The organism is Frateuria sp. YIM B11624, assembly GCF_049727805.1.
GTDB lineage: Bacteria > Pseudomonadota > Gammaproteobacteria > Xanthomonadales > Rhodanobacteraceae > Frateuria_A.
This window is the reverse complement of record NZ_JBCNYA010000020.1, coordinates 1-19,184: the sequence shown is the minus strand read 5'-3', so window position 1 is coordinate 19,184 and position 19,184 is coordinate 1. Positions and strand designations below refer to the sequence as shown.

Sequence of the window (19,184 nt, the reverse complement as noted above, 5' to 3'; positions counted from 1 at the left end):
GGCTTCGTCGTTTCCGGTCGATGCGAAGGTCAGTCGCCCATCTGCTTCTGCAGATGCTCGCGACGCTCCTGCGCGTCGAGCGACAGCGTGGCGATCGGGCGGGCGTCCAGGCGCTCCAGGCCGATTTCCTCGTCGGTCTCCTCGCAATAGCCGTAACGGCCTTCTTCGATGCGGCGCAGCGCCTTGTCGATCTTCGAGATCAGCTTGCGGTAGCGGTCGCGCGTGCGCAGCTCCAGCGAGTTCTCGGTCTCGCGGGTGGCGCGCTCGGCCTCGTCGCCGACGTCACGCACTTCGTCGCGCAGGTTTTCCATCGTCTGGCGCGACTCTTCCACCAGCTGGTCGCGCCAGTCGCGCAGCTTGTTGCGGAAGTACGCCAGGTGCTTGGGATTCATGTACTCCTCGTCGTTCGAGGGGCGGTAACCCGGCGGCAGGTCGATATTGATGGTGGAAGGCAGGGCGTAACGGCCATCCTCGCGGGTCACGCCATTGTCGAGGGTTGTAGCGGAATTATTCATTGAGGACTGCGGGGTCTTCTGCTTCTTGAGTGGGGTATGGCGTGCGGTGGCCGTGGCCACGCGCGGGGACACCATCGCGACGGCACTCGCCACTTTGCCCTTCATGGGCGCAACGGCGGGTGATGGAGATGTTTGCTTGGCGACGACCGATGCGGCCTGCCTGGCCGGCGCCGGTGCGCTGGCGGCCTTCGCCGGCGTCTTCGCGGACTTGGCAGGCGCGGCGGGCTTGTCGACGATCTTGTAGGGAACCTTGGCGGCCGTCTTGGTACCCGCCTTGCCCGTGGCCTTGACCGGCTTCGCGGGCGCCGCCGACTTCGCGGACTTGCCGGCGGATTTGGTCGGTGGCGCCTTTTTCGCCGCCGGTTTGGCGGCGGGCCTGGATGCCTTCTTCGCTGCCGCCTTGGCCGGCTTGCTGGCAGGCACGGCTTTCTTCACCGCCGGCGCGGGCTTGCGGGCAGCAGTCTTGCTGGCGGGAGTCTTCGCGGCAGGCGCCTTCTTGGCGGGAGCCTTCTTTGCCACGGCCTTGCTGGCGGACTTGGCCGCCGGCTTCGCGGCCGCCTTGCGCGCTACGGGTTTCTTCGCCGGAGCCTGCTTGGCCGCCGGCTTGCGGGCGGGCGCAGCCTTCCTGGCAGTGGCGCTCTTGCCGGCCCGGGCGCTGGCAGCGGCAAGCTTGGGCTTGGCGGCCTTGGTTTCCTTCGCCTTGCCCGCGGCCTTTCCTTTCTGCGCCTTGGCGGCGGTCGAACTACGCGTCGTTTTCGCCATTTCCCTTCACCGTTTTGGCCGTGGCGGCCGGGTGTTATAGCCCATGCGCCTTACACCAGCAACAGGCATCTGGAATACTCGAAGGCACTACATGCCGCGAGCCGTTGGGGCTGCGTGAACGAAGTGACCCGATTCCTGCTCCTCCTGCTTGGTGCCTACAAACGCCTGCTGAGCCCCCTGCTGGGGCCGCGTTGCCGCTTCCACCCCAGCTGTTCCGATTATGCACGGATTGCCATCGTGCGCTTCGGTCCGCTGCGCGGTGGTGTGCTGGCGCTGTGGCGTATCGTGCGCTGCCAGCCGCTGTGCACCGGCGGCGAGGATCCTGTGCCGGAGCATTTCCACTTCACCCGCTGCCGTTCGCATGGCGAGTCCTGATCCGACACGTTGACGGATGCCCGTTGGCACTGCAACGAAGCGGTCATGCGCGAGAAGGCGCACGACCAAGGGTCGGCCGCAGAAACGCGATGAGCCTCAACCCGAGGAGCAATGAGCCTCAACCCGCGGAGCCGTAGCCTCCGGGTACGCCCTTGCTGGCGTAGGCCACCGCGTCGTGCGGGTGCAGGCTTTCCTGGTGTTCGAGGCGCACGTGGAAATCGGCGATGCGCGGATCGGCGTCCAGCGCCTTCTGGATGCGGCGCGCGGCATCCTCGCAGAACATCAGGTTGCCGCCGTTGGCCAGCGCGAACGCCTGCTCGTCTTCGCGCTTGACCGCCGTCTGCACCGGCGTGCCGAGCGCCTGCTCGACCCGGTCGAGCGTGGAGATGAGATTGAAACCCACGCCGTCGGCCAGGCGCACCAGCAACCGCGCGACGCTGCGCTGCGCATGCGGCGTGGCGACGATGCCCTGCTCGCTGCCCAGCCATGCCAGCACCGCGGCGTGGTCGATCGGCTTGTCCGCGTCGAAGTCGCGCGCGAACTGCTCCTGGATGAGCTGGCGCGACAGCGCGGCCGACGCCGGGCAGGTCGAGGAATAGACCACTTCGGTGCCGAGCTCCAGTTGGAAGCCATCGGCGGAAAGGCTCGCCTCGATCGACACCGGATACGCGCGCCAGCCGCTGTTGCCGCTGCGCAATGCCGGCCGGCGGACCAGGTGGTCGAAGCGGATGCTGAGGCGCGCGCGATCGGACAGGTCACCGTGCGACTCGAGGAAGGCGCGCAGCAGCGCCTCGATCATCGCCGCATCCAGCGGCTTCGCGCTGAGGTGCCGGTCGACCAGCAGGTAGAGCCGCGACATGTGGATGCCGCGCTTGTCCGGCCGGGTCAGGTTGACGAAGGCGCCCACCTGCGCGCTGGCGCGCTCGACCTGGCCGTCGCCGGCATCGAAGCGCACCGGCACCTCGATGCCGTCCATGCCGACCCAGTCCAGCGCGCCGGGCAGGTGCGGCTGCGCCTGGACGGCGACGTCGGGCAGCAGGCGGGCGGTGTTTTCGTGGCTGTGCATGGGGATGTCCTTGCGGCAGGCGAATGGCGCCGTGCGGCTCTCTATTTTGGGGCAGCGGGCGCAGGGGCAACAGGCACGATGCGGAAACACTGTGTTGAGTGCCCGCACCCCCTGCCGGGGGTTTGATCAGGCACCGCCCGCGCGCCGCCAGCGGCGCGCCGCCTGCCAGGCGGCCAGGGTCGTCGCCAGCCCACCCGCCGGACGCGCGCGCTGCAGCGCTTCCAGCGGCTCGGCGGCGCCCATGGCGCGCTGGGCCAGGCGCTCGCCTTCACGCGATTCGACGGCGCGGAACACGCTGAGCGGCCCCGGCAACCGTGCCGCCTCGCGCCAAGCGGCGGTGATCTCGCCGAGCTGATCGCGTGCCGCGGCGTTGCGCGCGGTACCTGCGCGGCGCAATTGGTCGCGGCTGAGGCCATGGCGCGCCAGCGAGGCCATCGGCAGCGGCAGACGGTCACGCTCGGCATCGTCGTCGAGCCGGCGTAGTGCATGCAGCAGATGGGCGAGCGTGGCCATCCGCGCGGCGCGTTCGGGCGAGGCCGAATCGCCGAACCACCAGGCCGTCTCCAGGGCGGCCAGTGCGCCATGCAGTTGCGAGGCGGCGGCCACTTGCGCACCGAAGTCGGCCGCCGTGCCCTCCTCCAGTTGGGCCATCGCGGCCAGCACCGGCGCCAGCCAACGCTCGCTGCCGATGCGGGCGGCACGCTCGTCGTCGAACAGCACCTGGGTCAGCGGATGGCGCCCGCCACTTTCCGCGGCACCTGCCAGTTCCTCCGCCCACCAGTTGAGCTTGGTGGCGGCCACGTGCGGTTCGCGGATGCCGTAGGCGGCGCCGAGCCATTCCTGCTCCAGCGCGGCCAGCGCGACATGGCCCGGGTGGCGCGCGGGTTCCACGAAAGCAAGCGCCACGCGCTGTGCCGGCTGCGCGGCCAGCCACTTGTCCAGGTAGCTCTGCAGGGCGTCGTGGCCGGCCTCCATCACGCCACCGCTCGCCCACGGCGCAGCCACTGGGCGAACTGCGCGGGCGTGTCGAGCACGGCGTCGGCGTTCCATTCGCGCGGATCGCCGCCATCGAGATAGCCCCAGGCCACCGCCACGGTGTACAGCCCGGCCGCCGCGCCCGCCATGACGTCGCGGCGATCGTCGCCGACGAACAGGCTGCGCGCCGCAGCGATGCCTGCGCGTTCGCAGGCCAGGCGCACCGGCGCCGGGTCGGGCTTCTTCACCGGCAGGGTGTCGCCGCTGACCACGGCTGCGGCGCGGCCGTCCCAGCCGATCCGCCGCAGCAGCTCCTCGGTGAGGAAACCGGCCTTGTTGGTGACGATACCCCAGCGCACGCCGGCGGCTTCGAGCTGGCCGAGCATCGGCTCGATGCCTTCGAAGGGCCGCGTGGCCTGGCCCATCACTTCTTCGTACAGCGTCAGGTAGCGTTCCACGCGCGCTTCCACCGCGGGCTCGCCCAAGTGGCCGAAAGCACAGCGCAGCACGGCGCGCGCACCGCGCGAGACCACTTCGCGCACCGGCGCGTAGGGCGGCACCGGCGCGCCCTCTTCCCCGCACTGGCGCTCGAGCGCGGCGTAGAGGTCCGGAGCGCTGTCGAGCAGGGTGCCGTCGAGGTCGAACAGCACGCCCTCGATCGTGGGCGGCAGCGGCTTCATGCGGGCTTGCGCGCGCACAGCAGGTAGTTGACCGCGGTGATGCGGCTCAACGAGGCCTTGCGCGTGAGCGGGTTGTAGGCCAGACCCGAGACGTCCTCCAGCTCCAGCCCGGCGTGGCGCAACAGGCGGCCGAGTTCGGAAGGCTTGAGGAATTGCGCGTAGTGGTGCGTACCGCGCGGCAGCAGCCGCATCACGTACTCGGCGCCCAGGATCGCCGCCCCGAACGCGGCCGGCGTGCGGTTGAGGGTGGACATGAACAGGCGCGCGCCCGGCTTGAGCAGCGCGGCCAGGTCGTTCACCAGCGCGGTCGGATCGGGCACGTGCTCGATCAGTTCCATGCAGCACACGGCGTCGAAGCTGGCCGGCTCGCTGGCGGCGAGCGCCGCGGAGGCCTGCACGCGGTAGTCGATCTTCAGTCCGGACTCGTACAGATGCAGCTTCGCGACTTCGATCACCTTCTCGCCGAGATCGATGCCGGTGACCTGCGCACCTTCGCGCGCCAGCACCTCGCTGAGCAGGCCGCCGCCGCAGCCGACGTCGGCCACTTTTGCGTCGCGCAGGTCCACGCGCCCGGCGACATAGGCGGCGCGCACGGGGTTGAGGTCGTGCAGCGGGCGCGATTCGCCGTCCGGATCCCACCAGCGCGCGGCCAGCTTGTCGAAGCGGGCAATTTCCTCGGGGCTGACGTTGGCGGTGGTATCGGTCATGGTGAGTTTCCTTGCGGGTGCCCCACACCCGGCATGGGGGAGGGCTGCCGGCTCAAAGTCGGAATACGAACGTCAGTGCGCCTGCCATTCGTACACCGTCACGTCCCAACCGCCACTGACGTGCGTCGGATCGCGGTGGGCGATGGCCTGCGCCTCGGCAAGATCCGCCGCGCGCAACAGGTAGGCGCCGCCGGACTTGTCGCCGAACGGGCCCGAACGCTCCAGGCGGCCTTCCGCACGCAATTCGTCGAGGAAGCCGTTGTGCGCCGGCACCACCGCGGGATCGAACTGCGGGCGGCGCATCACCATGACCAGAAACAGATTCATGCCCACCTCTTCAGGAGAACGCGGCGATGCGTTCGCGCCAGGCATGCGCCTTGGCCAGGATCGCCGCGGAATCGAGATCGACCAGCTCGCGCGCGGCCAGCTTGCGATGGCCGGCGATCCACACGTCGGTGACCTGGTGGCGGCCGGCCGCGTAGGCAAGCTGCGAGGCGACGTGGAACAGCGGTTGCGTCTCGATGTCACCCAGCCGCACCGCGGCCAGGTCGGCCTGCTTGCCCGGCTCGATCGAACCGATGCGGCTGTCCAGCCCGATCGCCCTGGCGCCGTTGAGCGTGGCCGCGCGCAGCGCGTAGGCCGCATCGAAGGCGGCGGCATCGGAGGCGACTGCCTTGGCGAGCAGCGCGGCGGTGCGCAGCTCGCCGATCATGTCCAGGTCGTTGTTCGACGCGCAGCCGTCCGTGCCGATCGCCAGGTTGACCCCGGCGCGACGCAGTTTTTCCGCCGGGCAGAAACCGGAGGCGAGCTTGAGGTTCGACTCGGGACAATGCACCACCGACACGCCCGCTTCGGCGCAGGCGGCGATCTCGCCCTCGGTCATCTGCGTCATGTGCACGGCGATCAGCCGGTCGTTCACCAGGCCCAGCTTCTGCAGGCGCTGGAACGGGCGCAGGCCGGACTTCTTCTTTTCGTCCTCGACCTCGGTCGCGGTCTCGTGCAGGTGCAGGTGGACCGGGATGTCGAGCTGGTCGGCCAGCACGCGGATGCGTTCGAAGCTGTCGTCCGACACCGTGTAGGGCGCATGCGGCGCGAACGCCGTGCCGACCAGACCGTCGCCGCGGAAGCTGTCGTGCACCTCGCCGGCGCGTTCGAAGTACTCGTCCTGGCTCTTGGCCCAGGCGGTCGGGAACTCGATCACCGGCAGGCCGACCACGGCGCGGAAACCCAGCCGCCGGTAGGTCGCGCCGATCACGTCGGGGAAGAAGTAGTTCTCGTTGGCGCAGGTGGTGCCGCCGCGCAGCATCTCGGCCACCGCCAGCTCCACGCCGTCGCGCACGAATTCGGGCCCGATCACCTTGGCCTCGGCCGGCCAGATGTGCTGCTGCAGCCAGGTCATCAGCGGCAGGTCGTCGGCCAGCCCGCGCATGAGCGTCATCGGGTTGTGCGTATGGCTGTTGACCAGGCCCGGGATGAGCGCGTGCTCGGCAAGCTCGACCCGCTCGCGCGGCGCATAGGCGGCGCGTGCCTCGGCGATCGGCAGGATCGCCCTGATCTCACCGCCATCGACCGCGACCGCATGGTGTTCCAGCACCACGGCGTGCGGCTCGACCGGAACCACCCAGCGGGCTTCGATGAGCAGGTCGATCTCGGTGGCGGCTGGACGCATTGCGGCCCTCGTGTCATGGCTGGAACGAAAACGGCACGGCGCCTGCGCTGCCGTGCCGCCGGGTTTGCTGCCGTCGGCCGCTTACTTGCCGACGCGGCTGACGTATTCGCCGGTGCGGGTGTCGACCTTGATCACCTCGTCGGTGCCGACGAACAGCGGCACGCGCACCACCGCGCCGGTTTCCAGCGTGGCCGGCTTGCCGCCGCCGCCGGAGGTGTCGCCGCGGACGCCCGGGTCGGTCTCGGTGATCTTCAGCTCGACGAAGTTCGGCGGCTGCACGGTGATGATCTCGCCGTTGAACAGGGTCACCACGCACTCTTCCTCGCCCTTGAGCCACTTGGCGGCATCGCCCACGCCGGCCTTGCTGGCCTGGTGCTGCTCGAAGGTCTCCTGCTGCATGAAGTGCCAGAACTCGCCGTCGGAGTACAGGTACTGCATGTCGGTATCGGTGACGTCGGCGACCTCGAAGGAGTCGGACGACTTCATCGTCTGCTCGGTGGTGCGGCCCGTCTTCAGGTTGCGGATGAAGATGCGGGTGAACGCCTGGCCCTTGCCGGGCTTGATGAAGTCGGCGTCGGTGATGACCCACGGGTCATTGTTGTGAAGGATCTTCATACCCTTCTTGACGTCGTTGAGACCGGCGGTCGCCATGCGCTTCTGCTCCAGAGGTGAACACCGCCCGCTGGCGGCTAAAATAGGGGTTTGCACGGGCTCAAGGCCCGCCTCAAGGCCCGCCATGATAACCGCAAGCCCCGCCGCCCGCCTATCGCCGACCGCGCCCGACTGGCGCGAGCTGTGGCGGGACGCCATCACCGACACCGGCGAGCTGCTCGATGCCGTGGGACTGGCTCACCTGGGCGACCACCTGCCGCCGGGCGACGCCGGCTTTGCCCTGCGGGTCCCGCGCGGTTTCGTGGCGCGCATGCAGCCGGGCGATCCACGGGATCCGCTGCTGCTGCAGGTGCTGCCGCAACTGGCCGAGCTGGACCAGGTGCCGGGCTTCAGCGCCGACGCGGTCGGCGATCTCGCCGCGCGCGAGGCGCGGGGCGTGCTGCACAAGTACCACGGCCGCGCGCTGCTGATCGCCAGCGGCAGTTGCGCGGTCAACTGCCGCTACTGCTTCCGCCGGCACTTCCCCTATGGCGAGGAGATCGCCGCGGCCGGGCAATGGCGGCAGGCGCTGGCGCACCTGCAGGCCGATCCGTCGATCAGCGAGCTGATTCTTTCCGGCGGCGACCCGCTGGCACTGGCCACCTCCAAGCTCGAGGAGCTCGGCCGCGGCCTGGCCGAGCTGCCGCACGTGACCCGCCTGCGCATCCACACCCGCCTGCCGGTGGTGCTGCCCGAACGCGTCGACGCGCCGTTCCTGGCGTGGCTGGAGGCATTGCCGCTGCAGAAGGTGGTGGTGCTGCACGCCAACCACGCCAACGAGTTCGATGCCGGTGTGGACGCCGCCTGCGCCAGGCTGCGCCAGGCCGGCGCCATCCTGCTCAACCAGTCGGTGCTGCTGCGCGGGATCAACGACCAGGTGGAAGCCCTCTCGGCGTTGTCCGAGCGCCTGTTCGCCGCCGGCGTGCTGCCTTACTACCTGCACCAGCTCGACCGCGTGCAGGGTGCGGCGCATTTCGAGGTGGACGACGCGCGTGCCCTTGCGCTGGTCGAAGAAGTCCGCCAGCGGTTGCCGGGCTACCTGGTGCCGCGGCTGGTGCGCGAGGTCGCCGGGGACGCTTCCAAGCGTCCGCTGTGATCCCGCGCCCTCCCCGGGCCGTCTTCTTCGGAACCCGCAAAATCGCGGCGGGCATTGCCCTTGTGCGACTTGCCGCTGGCGCTCTCCCGGCGAATCCGCTACAAACCGTGAACGAGGTTGGACGGCCAGACGCCGGCTCGCCTCCGGTCGCGGCGAGGGGCGCCGGCGACTCCAGCCGATCCTAGGGCAGCCGCCAGGGCTCAATGAAAAAAGATTCCGTCATCAAGATCCTCTTCGTCGAGAAATCCGTCGAGGACGCCGAACAGATCATCAGCCTCCTGCGCAATGCCGGCATCGCCGTCCGCCCGGCGCGGGCGACCCAGGCGGACCAGATGCAGGCGGCGCTGGACGAACTCGAGCCGGACATCGTGCTGTTCGATCCGGCCGCCGGCCTGGAGTTGCGCGAAGTGGTGCACCTGCTCGACGCACACGGCCGCGACGTGGCGCTGGTGGCGCTGGTCAGTCAGCTCGACACCCAGAGCGTGGCCGAGATGTTCGCCGGCGGCGTGCGCGGCACCGCGCTGCGCACCCAGCCCAAGCAGCTGATCGCGGTGCTGCAGCGCGAGTTCGATTCGCTCCATACCCGTCGCCAGGTACGCCTGCTGGAAGCTGCGCTGCGCGAATCCGAGCGCCGCTGCGACGCCTTGCTCGACTCCTCGACCGACGCCATCGCGTACGTGCATGAAGGCATGCACGTGCGCGCCAACCGCGCCTACCTGGAGACCTTCGGCTACGACGATTTCGACGATTTGATGGGCCTGCCGGTGCTGGACATGATCGGCACCGCCGACGCCGAGGCCTTCAAGAACCTGCTGCGCGCCCATTCGCGCAAGGAAAAGGCTTCCAACCAGGTCGAACTGCAGGCTCGCCGCGCCGATGCCAGCACGTTCAAGGCCACGGTCGAATTCGCCGGCGCCACGTTCGAAGGCGAGCCCTGCCTGCAGATCGTGTTCCGCCGCCAGCAGGTCGACCCGGCGCTGATCGAGCAGCTGCAGCGCGACCCGGTCACCGGCCTGTTCAACCGCGCACGCACGCTGGAGACCATCGACGAGGCGGTCGCCGCCGCGGCCAAGGGCAAGAAGGGCCAGACCTTGCTGCTGATCGAACCGGACAACTGGCAGACCATCGTCGCCGGCATCGGCCTGGGCCAGGCGGACGAATTGCTGGCCGCCTTCGCCGGCCGGGTCAGCGCCCTGCTCGGCGAAAGCGACATGGCCGGCCTGCTGGCCGAACACACCATCGGCGTAGTGCTCGATTCGCGCAGCGACGAGGCGATCAAGCAGTGGATCGACGGCCTGCTGCAGGCGGTGGCCAGCGACATCTTCGACGCCGGCACCCGCTCGATCACGGTCACCGCCAGCATCGGCGGCAGCCTGCTGGGCGAGAAGAACGCCAACGCCGAGCTGCTGCTCAACCAGGCCAGCCAGGCCCTGCGCAACGCGCAGAGCCAGGGCGGCGGACGCATGGAGCTGCACGATCCGGCCGCGCGCGAGAAGGCCGAGGAGGAGCGCGAGCGTTACTGGCTGCAGTTGCTCAAGCAGGCGCTGGCGCAGGACAACTTCGTGCTCTACCACCAGCACACGATCAGCCTGCAGGACGCCGAGGGCGAGTACTCCGAAGTGCTGCTGCGCATGAACGGCCCACAGGGCGAGGTACTGCCCGGCTTCTTCATGCCGATCGCCGAGAAGCACCAGCTCACCCCGGCGATCGACCGCTGGGTGATCAACCGCGCCATCGACGTGCTGAAGGCACGCGATGGCCAGGGCATCCAGACCACCTTCTTCGTCAAGCTCACCGCCGACTCCATGCAGGACGCGGCGTTCCTGCCCTGGCTGGAGGAGCGGCTCAAGCGCGCCGCGCTGCGCCAGGGCCAGATCGTGCTGGAGATGACCGAGAGCAAGGTGGTGACCCTGCTGCGCCCGGCGCAGGAATTCATCACGCGCTGGAAGAAGATGGGCGGGCGCTTCGCGCTGGAGCAGTTCGGCTCAGGCCTGAACTCGTTCCAGCTGCTCACGCACATCGATGCGGATTACCTGAAGATCGACCGAACCTACATGAACCAGCTGCCGCAGCACCCCGAGAACCAGAAGAAGATCGGCGAGATCTGCGTGCAGGCGCACGAGATGAAGCGCCTCACGGTGGCCGAGTGGGTCGAGGACGCCACCAGCACCTCGCTGCTGTTCGCCTGCGGCGTCGACTTCGTGCAGGGCAACTTCCTGCAGGAGCCGCAGCGCTTGCTGTAACGGTATCGCCTGGGCAGCAATCCAAAGGATTCGCCCAGAACCGGAACGAAAAAAGCCCCGCGGATCGCTCCGCGGGGCTTTTTCGTAGGTCGAGCCTAAGCCGCTTACTCGGCGGCAGCAGCCTTGGCGGCCGCCTTGGCCGCCGACACGGCGGCGATGTCTTCCTTGATGCGGGCGGCCTTGCCTTCAAGGCCACGCAGGAAGTACAGCTTGGCGCCGCGCACCTTGCCCTTGCGCTTGACCTGCACCGAATCGATCGCCGGGCTGTGCGCCTGGAACACGCGCTCCACGCCGGTGCCGTGCGAGATCTTGCGCACGGTGAAGGCCGAATGCAGGCCGCGGCTGCGCTTGGCGATGACGATGCCCTCGAACGCCTGCACGCGCTCGCGGTTGCCTTCCTTCACCTTGACGTTGACCACCACGGTGTCGCCGGGGCCGAATTCCGGCAGCTGGCGGGTGATCTGCTCGGCTTCGAACTGTTCGATGATCTTGTTCATGGCAACACCTGATTGAAATTTGCAATTACTGCGGCTTGACGGCCGCTTCGTCGTGCCGTTGCTGCTCTTGCCGAGCATGCTCACGGCGGAATTCTTCCAGCAATGCACGGGACGTCTTGTCCAGCGCGCATTGCGCCAAAAGGTCGGGCCGCCGCAGCCAGGTCCGTCCCAGCGACTGCTTCAGGCGCCAGCGGCTTATCGCCGCGTGGTCGCCGGAGAGCAGCACCTCCGGCACGTCACCCAGTGCGTCATGCACCGGCTTCGCGTAGTGCGGACAGTCGAGCAGTCCGTTCGAGAACGAATCCTGCTCGGCGGACTGCGCGTCGTTCAACGCGCCTTCCTGCAAACGGCCGACCGCGTCGATGACCACCGCGGCGCCCAGCTCGCCCCCGGACAGCACATAATCGCCGATGGAGAGCTCCTCGTCGACCTCGTGCGCCAGCAGGCGTTCGTCCACACCCTCGTAACGCCCACAGAGCAAGGCGATGCGCGGCAGTTTCGCCAGCGCTTCCACCCTGCCCTGCGTCAGCCGCGCTCCCTGCGGACTGAGGTAAATCACGTGCGCCGGTTCCGGCGCCGCCTCGCGCATGGCCTTCAAGGCCGCCCGCAAGGGTTCGATCAGCATCACCATCCCGGGTCCGCCGCCGCAGGTGCGGCCGTCCACGGTACGGTAGTTGTCGGTGGCGTAGTCGCGCGGGTTCCAGGTTTCCACCTGCAACAACTGCCGCTGCTGCGCGCGTCCCACCACACCGACCGCGGCGCACTGGCGCATGAAGTCGGGAAACAGCGTGACGACGTCGATGCGCATCGGATCCTCGATTCCTAGAACTCCGGATCCCAGTCCACCACCATGCGTCCGCCGGACAGGTCCACCGAACGCACGTAAGTCCCCTGGACGAAGGGCACCAGCCGCTCGCGCGTACCGTCCCTCACCACCACCACGTCGTTCGCGCCGGTGGCGAACAGGTGGCTCACCCGTCCCAGCGCCACGCCTTCCGTGGTGACGACCTCCAGACCCTCGAGGTCGACCCAGTAATACTCGTCCCTGGCCGGAGGCGGCAGCAGCTCGCGGGCGACATGGATGTCCTTGCCCACCAGCGCTGCCGCGGCGTCCCGTTCATCCACGCCGGGCAACTGGCAGATCAGCCCCTTGCCCTGCGGACGACCGGTGACCCCGGCGATCTCCATCACCTCGCCCGGCGCCTTTTCGAGCAGCCAGGGCTGGTACTTGAAGATCTGCGTGCGGGGCTCGGTCCAGGATTCGATCTTGAGCCAGCCCTGCACGCCATACAGCCCGACGATGCGTCCGACCAGGACGCGCCGACCGGCTGCGGCCATGCTTAGGCAGCAGCCTGCTGCTTGCCGGCTTCCTTGAGCAGCGCGGCGACCTTGTCGGTCAGCTGGGCGCCCTTGCCCACCCACTCGTTGACGCGCTCGACGTTGAGCTCGAGGCGCTTGTCCTTGCCGGAGGCGACCGGGTTGTAGAAGCCCACGTTCTCGATGCTGCGACCGTCGCGCTTGTTGCGCTGGTCGGTCACGACGACGTGGTAGAACGGACGGCCCTTGGCGCCGCCGCGCGAAAGACGAATCTTGACCATAAGTAAAAGCTCCAGAGGTGCCGGCTGCGCCGGCAGCACGCACGGGATCCGCGCGCGGTAAACGCGGCATTTTAGTGGATTTTCGGTAAAAGGGAAGCCCTTGGGCGGGCTATCCAAAGGGGCCGCCGCCGTCGACGGCCCCGAATGCGCCAGGTGGTCAGCGCATCGGCGGGAAACCGCCGCCCATCCCGCCCATGCCCTTCATGGCCCCGCGCATCTGCCGCATCAGGCCCTTGGTGCCGCCCTTGGAGAGCTTGGACATCATCTTCTCCATTTGCATGTACTGCTTGAGCAGGCGGTTGACGTCGGCCGGCTGGGTGCCCGAGCCGCGCGCCACGCGGGCGCGACGCGAACCGTTGAGCAGGTCCGGATGGCGGCGCTCCTTCGGCGTCATCGAGCCGATGATAGCCACCATGCGCTTGAGCTCGTTGTCGTTGACCTTGGATTTGACGTTGTCGGGCAGGTTGGCCACGCCCGGCAGCTTGTCCATCAGGCCGGCCAGGCCGCCCATGTTGTTCATCTGCTCGAGCTGGTCGCGCATGTCGTTCAGGTCGAAGCGCTTGCCCTTCATCACCTTCTGGGCGAGCTGCTGCGCCTTTTCCTGGTCGACCTTGCGCTCGACCTCCTCCACCAGCGACAGCACGTCGCCCATGCCGAGGATGCGCTGCGCCACGCGATCGGGATGGAACGGCTCCAGCGCGTCGGTCTTCTCGCCGGCGCCGAGGAACTTGATCGGCCGGCCGGTGATGTAGCGCACCGAGAGCGCGGCGCCGCCACGGGCGTCGCCGTCGGTCTTGGTCAGCACCACGCCGGTCAGCGGCAGCGCCTCGCTGAAGGCCTTGGCGGTGGTCGCCGCGTCCTGGCCGGTCATCGAGTCGACCACGAACAGCGTCTCGACCGGGGTGATCGCGGCGTGCAGCGCCTTGATCTCGCCCATCATCGCCTCGTCGATGTGCAGGCGGCCGGCGGTATCGACCAGCAGCACGTCGACCACCTCGCGGCGGGCGGCGGCGATCGCTGCCTTGGCGATATCGACCGGGTTCTGTCCGGCCTCCGACGGGAAGAACTTCACACCGACCTGCTCGGCCAGCGTGCGCAATTGCTCGATGGCGGCCGGACGGTAGACGTCGCAGCTGACCACCATCACCTTTTTCTTCTTGCGCTCGGTCAGGAAGCGGGCGAGCTTGGCCACCGTGGTGGTCTTGCCCGCGCCCTGCAGGCCGGCCATCAGCACCACGGCGGGCGGCTGCTGGGCGAGGCTGAGCTCGGCATTGGCCGTGCCCATCACCTTGGTCAGCTCGTCGCTGACCACCTTCACCAGCGCCTGGCCCGGCGACAGGCTCTTGAGCACCTCCTGGCCGACCGCACGCACCTTCACCCGTTCGATCAGCGCCTGCACCACCGGCAGCGCGACGTCCGCCTCCAGCAGCGCGATGCGCACCTCGCGCAGGGACTCGCGGATGTTTTCTTCGGTCAGCCGCCCGCGCCCGCGCAGGCGGTTGACGGTGGCGGAGAGGCGTTGGCTGAGCGACTCGAACATGACGGCGATGGCAATGGATTGGAACGACCGAGTATAGCGGAGGCCATCGGGCGGAACCTGCCGCGCACCGGATCCGTGCCACGGACTCCCGCTAGCCGCGCCCTTCCAGCCGCCGGTAGAGCAGCAGCGAGTACACGCACGGCACCAGCACCGCCAGCGCGAGCAGGCCGAAGGAAACCCACACCGGCGCGTGCGCGAGCGCACTGACCACGATGAGCAGCCCGCCGGCCGCGAACGTCCAGCCGCCCAGGCGATGGGTTCGCTCCCACACCTCGTCGCTGGTCAGCGTCCAGGGCGTGCGGATGCCGATGAAGAAATTGCGTCGCAGCTTGCCCATGTAGTTGCCGGCCACCATGAAGAACGCGCCCACGGCCAGCAGCAGGATCGTGTTCACCGGCACCGCATACCCCGCACCGACGAGCAGCACGGTGATGCCGAGCACCAGCACCACCCCCTGCACGGCCAGCATCACCGCGCCCCATGCGCTGGCGAAGGCGCCGACCCCGAAGCGCCTGGGCGCCAGCCCCGGCAGGCCCAGGGTGAGCAGGGCCAGCACCAGGATCATGCCCGGCGCGAACACCACGGCCACCAGCCGCGGCTGATGCCCGTTCACCTGTCCCGCCGCGTTCCAATGCGACGGAACTAGGGCCGGCAGCGCCGGATAGAGCCAGACGGCCACGCCCATCGCCACCAGCAGGAACACCGCCGTCACCCACAGCGTACGTGCGTACTTCATCGCTTGCCTCCCGTGGCCCCACCGGTCGGGAACAGGTCCAGCACCAGGCGGGTGAGGTCTTCCACCACGGTGCTGTTGAGCGAGTAGACGATGAACTGCCCGCGCCGCTCGGTGCGTACGAGGTCGGCCTGCTTGAGCACCGCGAAGTGGTGCGACAGCGAGGCCGGTGTGATGTCGAACGCCGTACCGATCTCGCCCGCACTCATGGCGCCGCCCTGCAGGCGCTTGAGGATGGCGCGGCGGGTGGGATCGGCGAGGGCGCGGAAGACGGCTTGCTGTTTCATGCGGACCGGAGGCGGGACTGGCACGTAGATATTTAGACAAATATCTAAATATAGCAAACCCACCCGTGGCATCCGCACCGGCGCCGGCTGGATTCCCGCCCCTCCGGCCCGTCGCGAAACCCGCCGTGCATTCACCCGTTCGCAGGCCGTGTGCCACACTTGTACGCCATGCTGCCCGCGCTCTCGATCGTCGCCATCGCCTGCTACCTGCTTGCCTCCGGCCTGCTCGCCTGGCCGCTGTTCGGGCGCGGGACGGCGACGCCGTCGCCGGCATGGCAGCGTCCTGCGCTGGCGATCGCCATGCTGGCGGTGCTGGCGCACGCCGGCGTGCTGCTGGGCATGCATCGGGGCGCGCTGGACCTGCACTTCTTCGCCGCGCTGTCGCTGGTCGCCTGCGTCGTTTCGGCGCTCACCCTGTTCGTCAGCCTCAGCCGCCCGGTCGCGGCGCTGGGCGTGGTGGTATTCCCGCTGGCTGCGGCGCTGCTGGCGGTCGACAGTTTCCTGGCACCGCCGACGATTCCGGTGGCGATGGGTTGGCAGATCAAGCTGCACGTCACGGTGGCGCTGGTGGCCTTCAGCCTGCTGTCGATCGCCGCGGTGCTGGCGATCGGCCTGGCCGTGCAGGAGCGCGGCCTGCGCCATCGGCAGTTCGGCCCCTGGCTGCGCGCGCTGCCGCCGCTGACGCTGACCGAAACGCTGCTGTTCCGCATGATCGGCGCAGGCTTCGCGCTGCTCACGCTGACCCTGGTCACCGGCGCGCTGTTCGTCGGCAACCTGTTCGGGCAGCACCTGGTGCACAAGACCGTGCTCTCGATCGTCGCCTGGCTGGTGTTCGGCCTGCTGCTCTACGGCCGCTGGAAACACGGCTGGCGCGGCCGCCGCGCGGTCAACCTGACGTTGATCGGCATGGCGGTGCTGGTGCTGGCGTTCTTCGGCTCGAAGTTCGTGCTGGAGCTGATCCTGCACCGGCCGCTGCCGCGGCTGTAACACGCAAGACCGCGCAGGATGGGCTTCAGCCCACCGTCCTTGCCGGCATCGAGGCTGGTGGGCTGAAGCCCGCCCTACGCCCACCCTACGGCGAGTCAGGCGTCGCGGCAGGCGTCGATGGCCTGGGACAGGCGCTCCACGCCGACGACCTCCATCTCGCCCACCTTGCCCTTCTTTGGCGCGTTGGCCTTGGGCACGATGGCGCGGCGGAAGCCGTGGGTGGCCGCTTCCTTCAGGCGCTCCTCGCCGTTGGGCACCGGGCGGATCTCGCCGGAGAGGCCGACCTCGCCGAAGGCGATGGTCTTGTCCGGCAGCGGCCGGTCGCGCAGCGAGGAGAGCACCGCCAGCAGCACCGGCAGGTCCGCCGCGGTCTCCTGCACGCGGATGCCGCCGACCACGTTGACGAACACGTCCTGGTCATAGGCCGCCACGCCGCCGTGCCGGTGCAGCACCGCCAGCAGCATCGCCAGGCGGTTCTGCTCCAGGCCCAGCGCCACGCGGCGCGGATTGCCGAGCGACGACTGGTCGACCAGCGCCTGCACTTCGACCAGCAGCGGACGGGTGCCCTCGCGGGTGACCATTACCGCGCTACCGGAAGTCGGTCCCGCATGCGCGGAAAGAAAGATCGCCGACGGGTTGGGCACTTCGCGCAGGCCCTTGTCGGACATCGCGAACACGCCCAGTTCGTTGACTGCGCCGAAGCGGTTCTTGAACGCGCGCAGCACGCGGAAGCGGCTGCCCGACTCGCCTTCGAAGTACAGCACCGCGTCGACCATGTGTTCGAGCACGCGCGGGCCGGCAATGCCGCCCTCCTTGGTCACGTGGCCGACCAGGAACACGCTCGTGCCGGTCTCCTTGGCGAAGCGCGTGAGCTTGGCCGCCGACTCGCGCACCTGGCTGACCGATCCCGGCGCCGCGGTGAGCAGTTCGGTCCAGATCGTCTGGATCGAGTCGATCACCAGCACGTGCGGCCGCGTGGCGATCGCCTGTTCGAGAATGCGTTCGATGCAGGTCTCGGCCAGCGCCTGCAGCGGCTCCAGCGGCAGGCCCAGGCGCTGCGCGCGCGCTGCCACCTGCGAGAGCGATTCCTCGCCGGTGACGTAGACGCTGGCCAGGTGCGCGCCCAGCGTGCCGAGCATCTGCAACAGCAGCGTGGACTTGCCGATGCCCGGATCGCCGCCGATCAGCACCACCGACCCCTGCACCAGCCCGCCGCCCAACACGCGATCGAGCTCGCCGATGCCGGTATGCGTGCGCGCCTCGGTGGTCAGCGCCACCGCGGTGAGCGGCGTGACCCTGGCCGAACCGGCCGCATTGCCGGCGTAGCTGGAACGCTGTGCGCCCACCGAAGCCTTCGCCGTGGACGCCGGCGCCAGCACCACTTCACTCAGCGTGTTCCACACGCCGCACTCGACGCACTGGCCTTGCCACTTGGAGTGCTCCGCACCGCAATCGGTGCAGACGTAGGCGGTCTTGGCTTTGGCCATGGGAGATTCCGGTAGTCGATGTCGGGGAGCTTAGCCCTCGCCGCTCGCACGGGGCGAGACGGCGGGCGACGGCTTCATATGTAGGAGCGCATCCCGCGCGTACGCGCGGCATGGTGGCGCATGGACGTCGCGCACGACGCGCTACGCCATGCGGTGGTCAGCTCTCGTCCTCGACGAACAGCACGCGCCGGGTCATGCCGCAGGTGAGGTCGTAACTGATCGTGCCGGCATGGCGGGCGATGGTTTCCACCGGCAGGTCCCCGCCCCACAGGGTGACGCGGTCACCGACTTTCGCCTGCGGCACCTCGCGCAGGTCGAGCGTGATCAGGTCCATCGAGACGCGGCCGATTAACGGCACGCGGGTGTCGCCCACCAGTACCGGCGTGCCGCTGGCGGCGCTGCGCGGGTAGCCGTCGCCGTAGCCGACGGCGGCAACACCGACCGGCATGTCTTCCGGGCAGGTCCAGGTGCCGTTGTAGCCGATCGACTCGCCGCGGCGCACCGTGTTGATGGCGATCAGCCGCGTGGCGAGCGTCATCGCGGGACGGAAACCGAAGTCCGCGCCGCTCTTCCCCTCCACCACCGACAGCCCGTACAGCAGGCCGCCGGTACGCACCCAGTCGACGCGTGCCTCCGGCCAGCCGAGCACGGCGGCCGAGTTGGACAGCGAACGCGGTCCGGCCAGACCGCAGATCGCCTCGGCGAAGCGCTCGATCTGCTCGCGCGTCCGCTCGCCGTCGAAGACCTCCGATTCGGCGAAGTGGCTGAGCAGGCCGATCTCGGGGTCCAGCCCCGGCATCGCGGCCAGTCGCGCGTGCACCTCGGCGACGCGCTCGGGCGCGAAGCCCAGCCGATGCATGCCGCTGTCGATCTTCAGCCAGGCACGCAGGCGGCCACGGCCGGCGCGGGCCTCGGCGAGCCACGGCAGTTGTGCATCATGGTGGATCGCCGCGTCCAGTTGCAGGCGTTGCATCTCGGCGATGTCGCCGGGCTGGTCCGGGCCGGACAGCACCACGATGCGCTGGCGATGCCCAGCCGCACGCAGGCGCAGGCCGTCGCCCAGGGCCGCCACGGCGAAACATTCGGCGTCCGCATCGAGCGCACGGGCCACGCGCTCCAGGCCGTGGCCGTAGGCATCGGCCTTGACCACCGCCATCACCCGCGCGGGTGCCGCCATCGCCTTGATGCGGGCGAGGTTGTGGCGCAGTGCGCCGAGATGGATGGTGGCGGTCGTGGTGCGGCTCATGGGGTGCAGCGGGGAACGGGGAACGGGGAACGGGGAACGTCGAGTGCACGGCAAGCCGGCGCGCCGGCGC

The 19,184-nt window shown here is 69.0% G+C and carries 21 protein-coding genes; 4 read left to right on the top strand and 17 right to left on the bottom strand.

What is annotated here, in order from left to right:
- Positions 1-29: 29 nt before the first annotated feature.
- The gene (dksA, locus tag AAIL17_RS11530; protein ID WP_424682985.1) at positions 30-1,277 is read right to left on the bottom strand and encodes an RNA polymerase-binding protein DksA; all 1,248 of its coding nucleotides are present in this window, start codon (positions 1,275-1,277) and stop codon (positions 30-32) included.
- 123 nt (positions 1,278-1,400) lie between these two features.
- Between dksA and yidD the strand changes: the two genes are divergently transcribed.
- Entirely contained in the window at positions 1,401-1,652 is a 252-nt protein-coding gene (gene yidD, locus AAIL17_RS11525) for a membrane protein insertion efficiency factor YidD (protein WP_424683028.1), read from the top strand.
- A 118-nt stretch (positions 1,653-1,770) separates the two neighbouring features.
- Here yidD and folE2 read toward each other — a convergent pair whose 3' ends face one another.
- From folE2 to efp, 7 genes are all read right to left on the bottom strand, one after another.
- Positions 1,771-2,718 carry a GTP cyclohydrolase FolE2 gene (gene folE2, locus AAIL17_RS11520; RefSeq protein ID WP_424682984.1) on the bottom strand — a complete coding sequence of 316 codons (948 nt, stop codon included), beginning with the start codon at positions 2,716-2,718 and terminating at the stop codon, positions 1,771-1,773.
- A 126-nt stretch (positions 2,719-2,844) separates the two neighbouring features.
- Positions 2,845-3,693 carry a squalene/phytoene synthase family protein gene (locus AAIL17_RS11515; RefSeq protein WP_424683027.1) on the bottom strand — a complete coding sequence of 283 codons (849 nt, stop codon included), beginning with the start codon at positions 3,691-3,693 and terminating at the stop codon, positions 2,845-2,847.
- A complete protein-coding gene (gph, locus tag AAIL17_RS11510; RefSeq protein ID WP_424682983.1) occupies positions 3,693-4,373 on the bottom strand; it encodes a phosphoglycolate phosphatase in 681 nt (226 codons plus the stop codon). Before gph ends, AAIL17_RS11515 begins: the two co-directional genes overlap by 1 nt.
- Positions 4,370-5,080, bottom strand: coding sequence for a bifunctional 2-polyprenyl-6-hydroxyphenol methylase/3-demethylubiquinol 3-O-methyltransferase UbiG (gene ubiG, locus AAIL17_RS11505; RefSeq protein WP_424682982.1), 711 nt, complete (start codon positions 5,078-5,080; stop codon positions 4,370-4,372). The genes gph and ubiG overlap by 4 nt, the downstream gene beginning before the upstream one ends.
- Positions 5,081-5,152: 72 nt before the next feature.
- Positions 5,153-5,407, bottom strand: coding sequence for a YciI family protein (locus AAIL17_RS11500; RefSeq protein ID WP_424682981.1), 255 nt, complete (start codon positions 5,405-5,407; stop codon positions 5,153-5,155).
- A gap of 10 nt (positions 5,408-5,417) precedes the next feature.
- On the bottom strand, positions 5,418-6,749 hold the full coding sequence (locus AAIL17_RS11495; RefSeq protein WP_424682980.1) for a TRZ/ATZ family hydrolase: 1,332 nt from the start codon (positions 6,747-6,749) through the stop codon (positions 5,418-5,420).
- Positions 6,750-6,830: 81 nt separating this feature from the next.
- Positions 6,831-7,400 carry an elongation factor P gene (efp, locus tag AAIL17_RS11490; RefSeq protein WP_325164829.1) on the bottom strand — a complete coding sequence of 190 codons (570 nt, stop codon included), beginning with the start codon at positions 7,398-7,400 and terminating at the stop codon, positions 6,831-6,833.
- Between the two features lie 85 nt (positions 7,401-7,485).
- Between efp and epmB the strand changes: the two genes are divergently transcribed.
- Positions 7,486-8,496 (top strand): EF-P beta-lysylation protein EpmB, encoded by a 1,011-nt coding sequence (gene epmB, locus AAIL17_RS11485; protein ID WP_424682979.1) that lies wholly within the window; start codon positions 7,486-7,488, stop codon positions 8,494-8,496.
- Positions 8,497-8,699: 203 nt separating this feature from the next.
- Entirely contained in the window at positions 8,700-10,739 is a 2,040-nt protein-coding gene (locus AAIL17_RS11480) for an EAL domain-containing protein (protein WP_424682978.1), read from the top strand.
- A 104-nt stretch (positions 10,740-10,843) separates the two neighbouring features.
- On the opposite strand, the gene rplS is transcribed toward AAIL17_RS11480, so the two are convergent.
- From rplS to AAIL17_RS11445, 7 genes are all read right to left on the bottom strand, one after another.
- Positions 10,844-11,236, bottom strand: coding sequence for a 50S ribosomal protein L19 (gene rplS, locus AAIL17_RS11475; RefSeq protein WP_091333184.1), 393 nt, complete (start codon positions 11,234-11,236; stop codon positions 10,844-10,846).
- 25 nt (positions 11,237-11,261) lie between these two features.
- On the bottom strand, positions 11,262-12,044 hold the full coding sequence (gene trmD, locus AAIL17_RS11470; protein WP_424682977.1) for a tRNA (guanosine(37)-N1)-methyltransferase TrmD: 783 nt from the start codon (positions 12,042-12,044) through the stop codon (positions 11,262-11,264).
- 14 nt (positions 12,045-12,058) lie between these two features.
- A complete protein-coding gene (rimM, locus tag AAIL17_RS11465; RefSeq protein ID WP_424682976.1) occupies positions 12,059-12,574 on the bottom strand; it encodes a ribosome maturation factor RimM in 516 nt (171 codons plus the stop codon).
- Between the two features lie 2 nt (positions 12,575-12,576).
- Positions 12,577-12,834 carry a 30S ribosomal protein S16 gene (rpsP, locus tag AAIL17_RS11460; protein ID WP_091333189.1) on the bottom strand — a complete coding sequence of 86 codons (258 nt, stop codon included), beginning with the start codon at positions 12,832-12,834 and terminating at the stop codon, positions 12,577-12,579.
- Between the two features lie 157 nt (positions 12,835-12,991).
- A complete protein-coding gene (gene ffh, locus AAIL17_RS11455) occupies positions 12,992-14,374 on the bottom strand; it encodes a signal recognition particle protein (protein WP_424682975.1) in 1,383 nt (460 codons plus the stop codon).
- Between the two features lie 91 nt (positions 14,375-14,465).
- The gene (locus AAIL17_RS11450; protein ID WP_424682974.1) at positions 14,466-15,110 is read right to left on the bottom strand and encodes an SdpI family protein; all 645 of its coding nucleotides are present in this window, start codon (positions 15,108-15,110) and stop codon (positions 14,466-14,468) included.
- Positions 15,107-15,394: an autorepressor SdpR family transcription factor gene (locus AAIL17_RS11445; RefSeq protein WP_424682973.1), complete on the bottom strand. Its 288-nt coding sequence runs from the start codon at positions 15,392-15,394 to the stop codon at positions 15,107-15,109. The genes AAIL17_RS11450 and AAIL17_RS11445 overlap by 4 nt, the downstream gene beginning before the upstream one ends.
- A 168-nt stretch (positions 15,395-15,562) precedes the next feature.
- On the opposite strand from AAIL17_RS11445, the gene AAIL17_RS11440 reads away from it, so the two are divergent.
- Complete coding sequence (locus AAIL17_RS11440; RefSeq protein ID WP_424683026.1) at positions 15,563-16,381, top strand: cytochrome C assembly family protein; 819 nt, start codon at positions 15,563-15,565, stop codon at positions 16,379-16,381.
- A 95-nt stretch (positions 16,382-16,476) separates the two neighbouring features.
- Here AAIL17_RS11440 and radA read toward each other — a convergent pair whose 3' ends face one another.
- Together radA and alr are read right to left on the bottom strand one after the other, a co-directional pair.
- A complete protein-coding gene (gene radA / locus AAIL17_RS11435) occupies positions 16,477-17,868 on the bottom strand; it encodes a DNA repair protein RadA (protein WP_424682972.1) in 1,392 nt (463 codons plus the stop codon).
- A 157-nt stretch (positions 17,869-18,025) separates the two neighbouring features.
- Positions 18,026-19,114, bottom strand: coding sequence for an alanine racemase (gene alr, locus AAIL17_RS11430; RefSeq protein WP_424682971.1), 1,089 nt, complete (start codon positions 19,112-19,114; stop codon positions 18,026-18,028).
- Positions 19,115-19,184 lie beyond the last annotated feature (70 nt).

Coding starts and splice junctions, on each gene's coding strand:
- dksA (WP_424682985.1), bottom strand. CDS start 1,277: ATGGCGAAAACGACGCGTAGTTCGACCGCCGCCAAGGCGCAGAAAGGA.
- folE2 (WP_424682984.1), bottom strand. CDS start 2,718: ATGCACAGCCACGAAAACACCGCCCGCCTGCTGCCCGACGTCGCCGTC.
- AAIL17_RS11515 (WP_424683027.1), bottom strand. CDS start 3,693: ATGGAGGCCGGCCACGACGCCCTGCAGAGCTACCTGGACAAGTGGCTG.
- gph (WP_424682983.1), bottom strand. CDS start 4,373: ATGAAGCCGCTGCCGCCCACGATCGAGGGCGTGCTGTTCGACCTCGAC.
- ubiG (WP_424682982.1), bottom strand. CDS start 5,080: ATGACCGATACCACCGCCAACGTCAGCCCCGAGGAAATTGCCCGCTTC.
- AAIL17_RS11500 (WP_424682981.1), bottom strand. CDS start 5,407: ATGAATCTGTTTCTGGTCATGGTGATGCGCCGCCCGCAGTTCGATCCC.
- AAIL17_RS11495 (WP_424682980.1), bottom strand. CDS start 6,749: ATGCGTCCAGCCGCCACCGAGATCGACCTGCTCATCGAAGCCCGCTGG.
- efp (WP_325164829.1), bottom strand. CDS start 7,400: ATGGCGACCGCCGGTCTCAACGACGTCAAGAAGGGTATGAAGATCCTT.
- epmB (WP_424682979.1), top strand. CDS start 7,486: ATGATAACCGCAAGCCCCGCCGCCCGCCTATCGCCGACCGCGCCCGAC.
- AAIL17_RS11480 (WP_424682978.1), top strand. CDS start 8,700: ATGAAAAAAGATTCCGTCATCAAGATCCTCTTCGTCGAGAAATCCGTC.
- rplS (WP_091333184.1), bottom strand. CDS start 11,236: ATGAACAAGATCATCGAACAGTTCGAAGCCGAGCAGATCACCCGCCAG.
- trmD (WP_424682977.1), bottom strand. CDS start 12,044: ATGCGCATCGACGTCGTCACGCTGTTTCCCGACTTCATGCGCCAGTGC.
- rimM (WP_424682976.1), bottom strand. CDS start 12,574: ATGGCCGCAGCCGGTCGGCGCGTCCTGGTCGGACGCATCGTCGGGCTG.
- rpsP (WP_091333189.1), bottom strand. CDS start 12,834: ATGGTCAAGATTCGTCTTTCGCGCGGCGGCGCCAAGGGCCGTCCGTTC.
- ffh (WP_424682975.1), bottom strand. CDS start 14,374: ATGTTCGAGTCGCTCAGCCAACGCCTCTCCGCCACCGTCAACCGCCTG.
- AAIL17_RS11450 (WP_424682974.1), bottom strand. CDS start 15,110: ATGAAGTACGCACGTACGCTGTGGGTGACGGCGGTGTTCCTGCTGGTG.
- AAIL17_RS11445 (WP_424682973.1), bottom strand. CDS start 15,394: ATGAAACAGCAAGCCGTCTTCCGCGCCCTCGCCGATCCCACCCGCCGC.
- AAIL17_RS11440 (WP_424683026.1), top strand. CDS start 15,563: ATGCTGCCCGCGCTCTCGATCGTCGCCATCGCCTGCTACCTGCTTGCC.
- radA (WP_424682972.1), bottom strand. CDS start 17,868: ATGGCCAAAGCCAAGACCGCCTACGTCTGCACCGATTGCGGTGCGGAG.
- alr (WP_424682971.1), bottom strand. CDS start 19,114: ATGAGCCGCACCACGACCGCCACCATCCATCTCGGCGCACTGCGCCAC.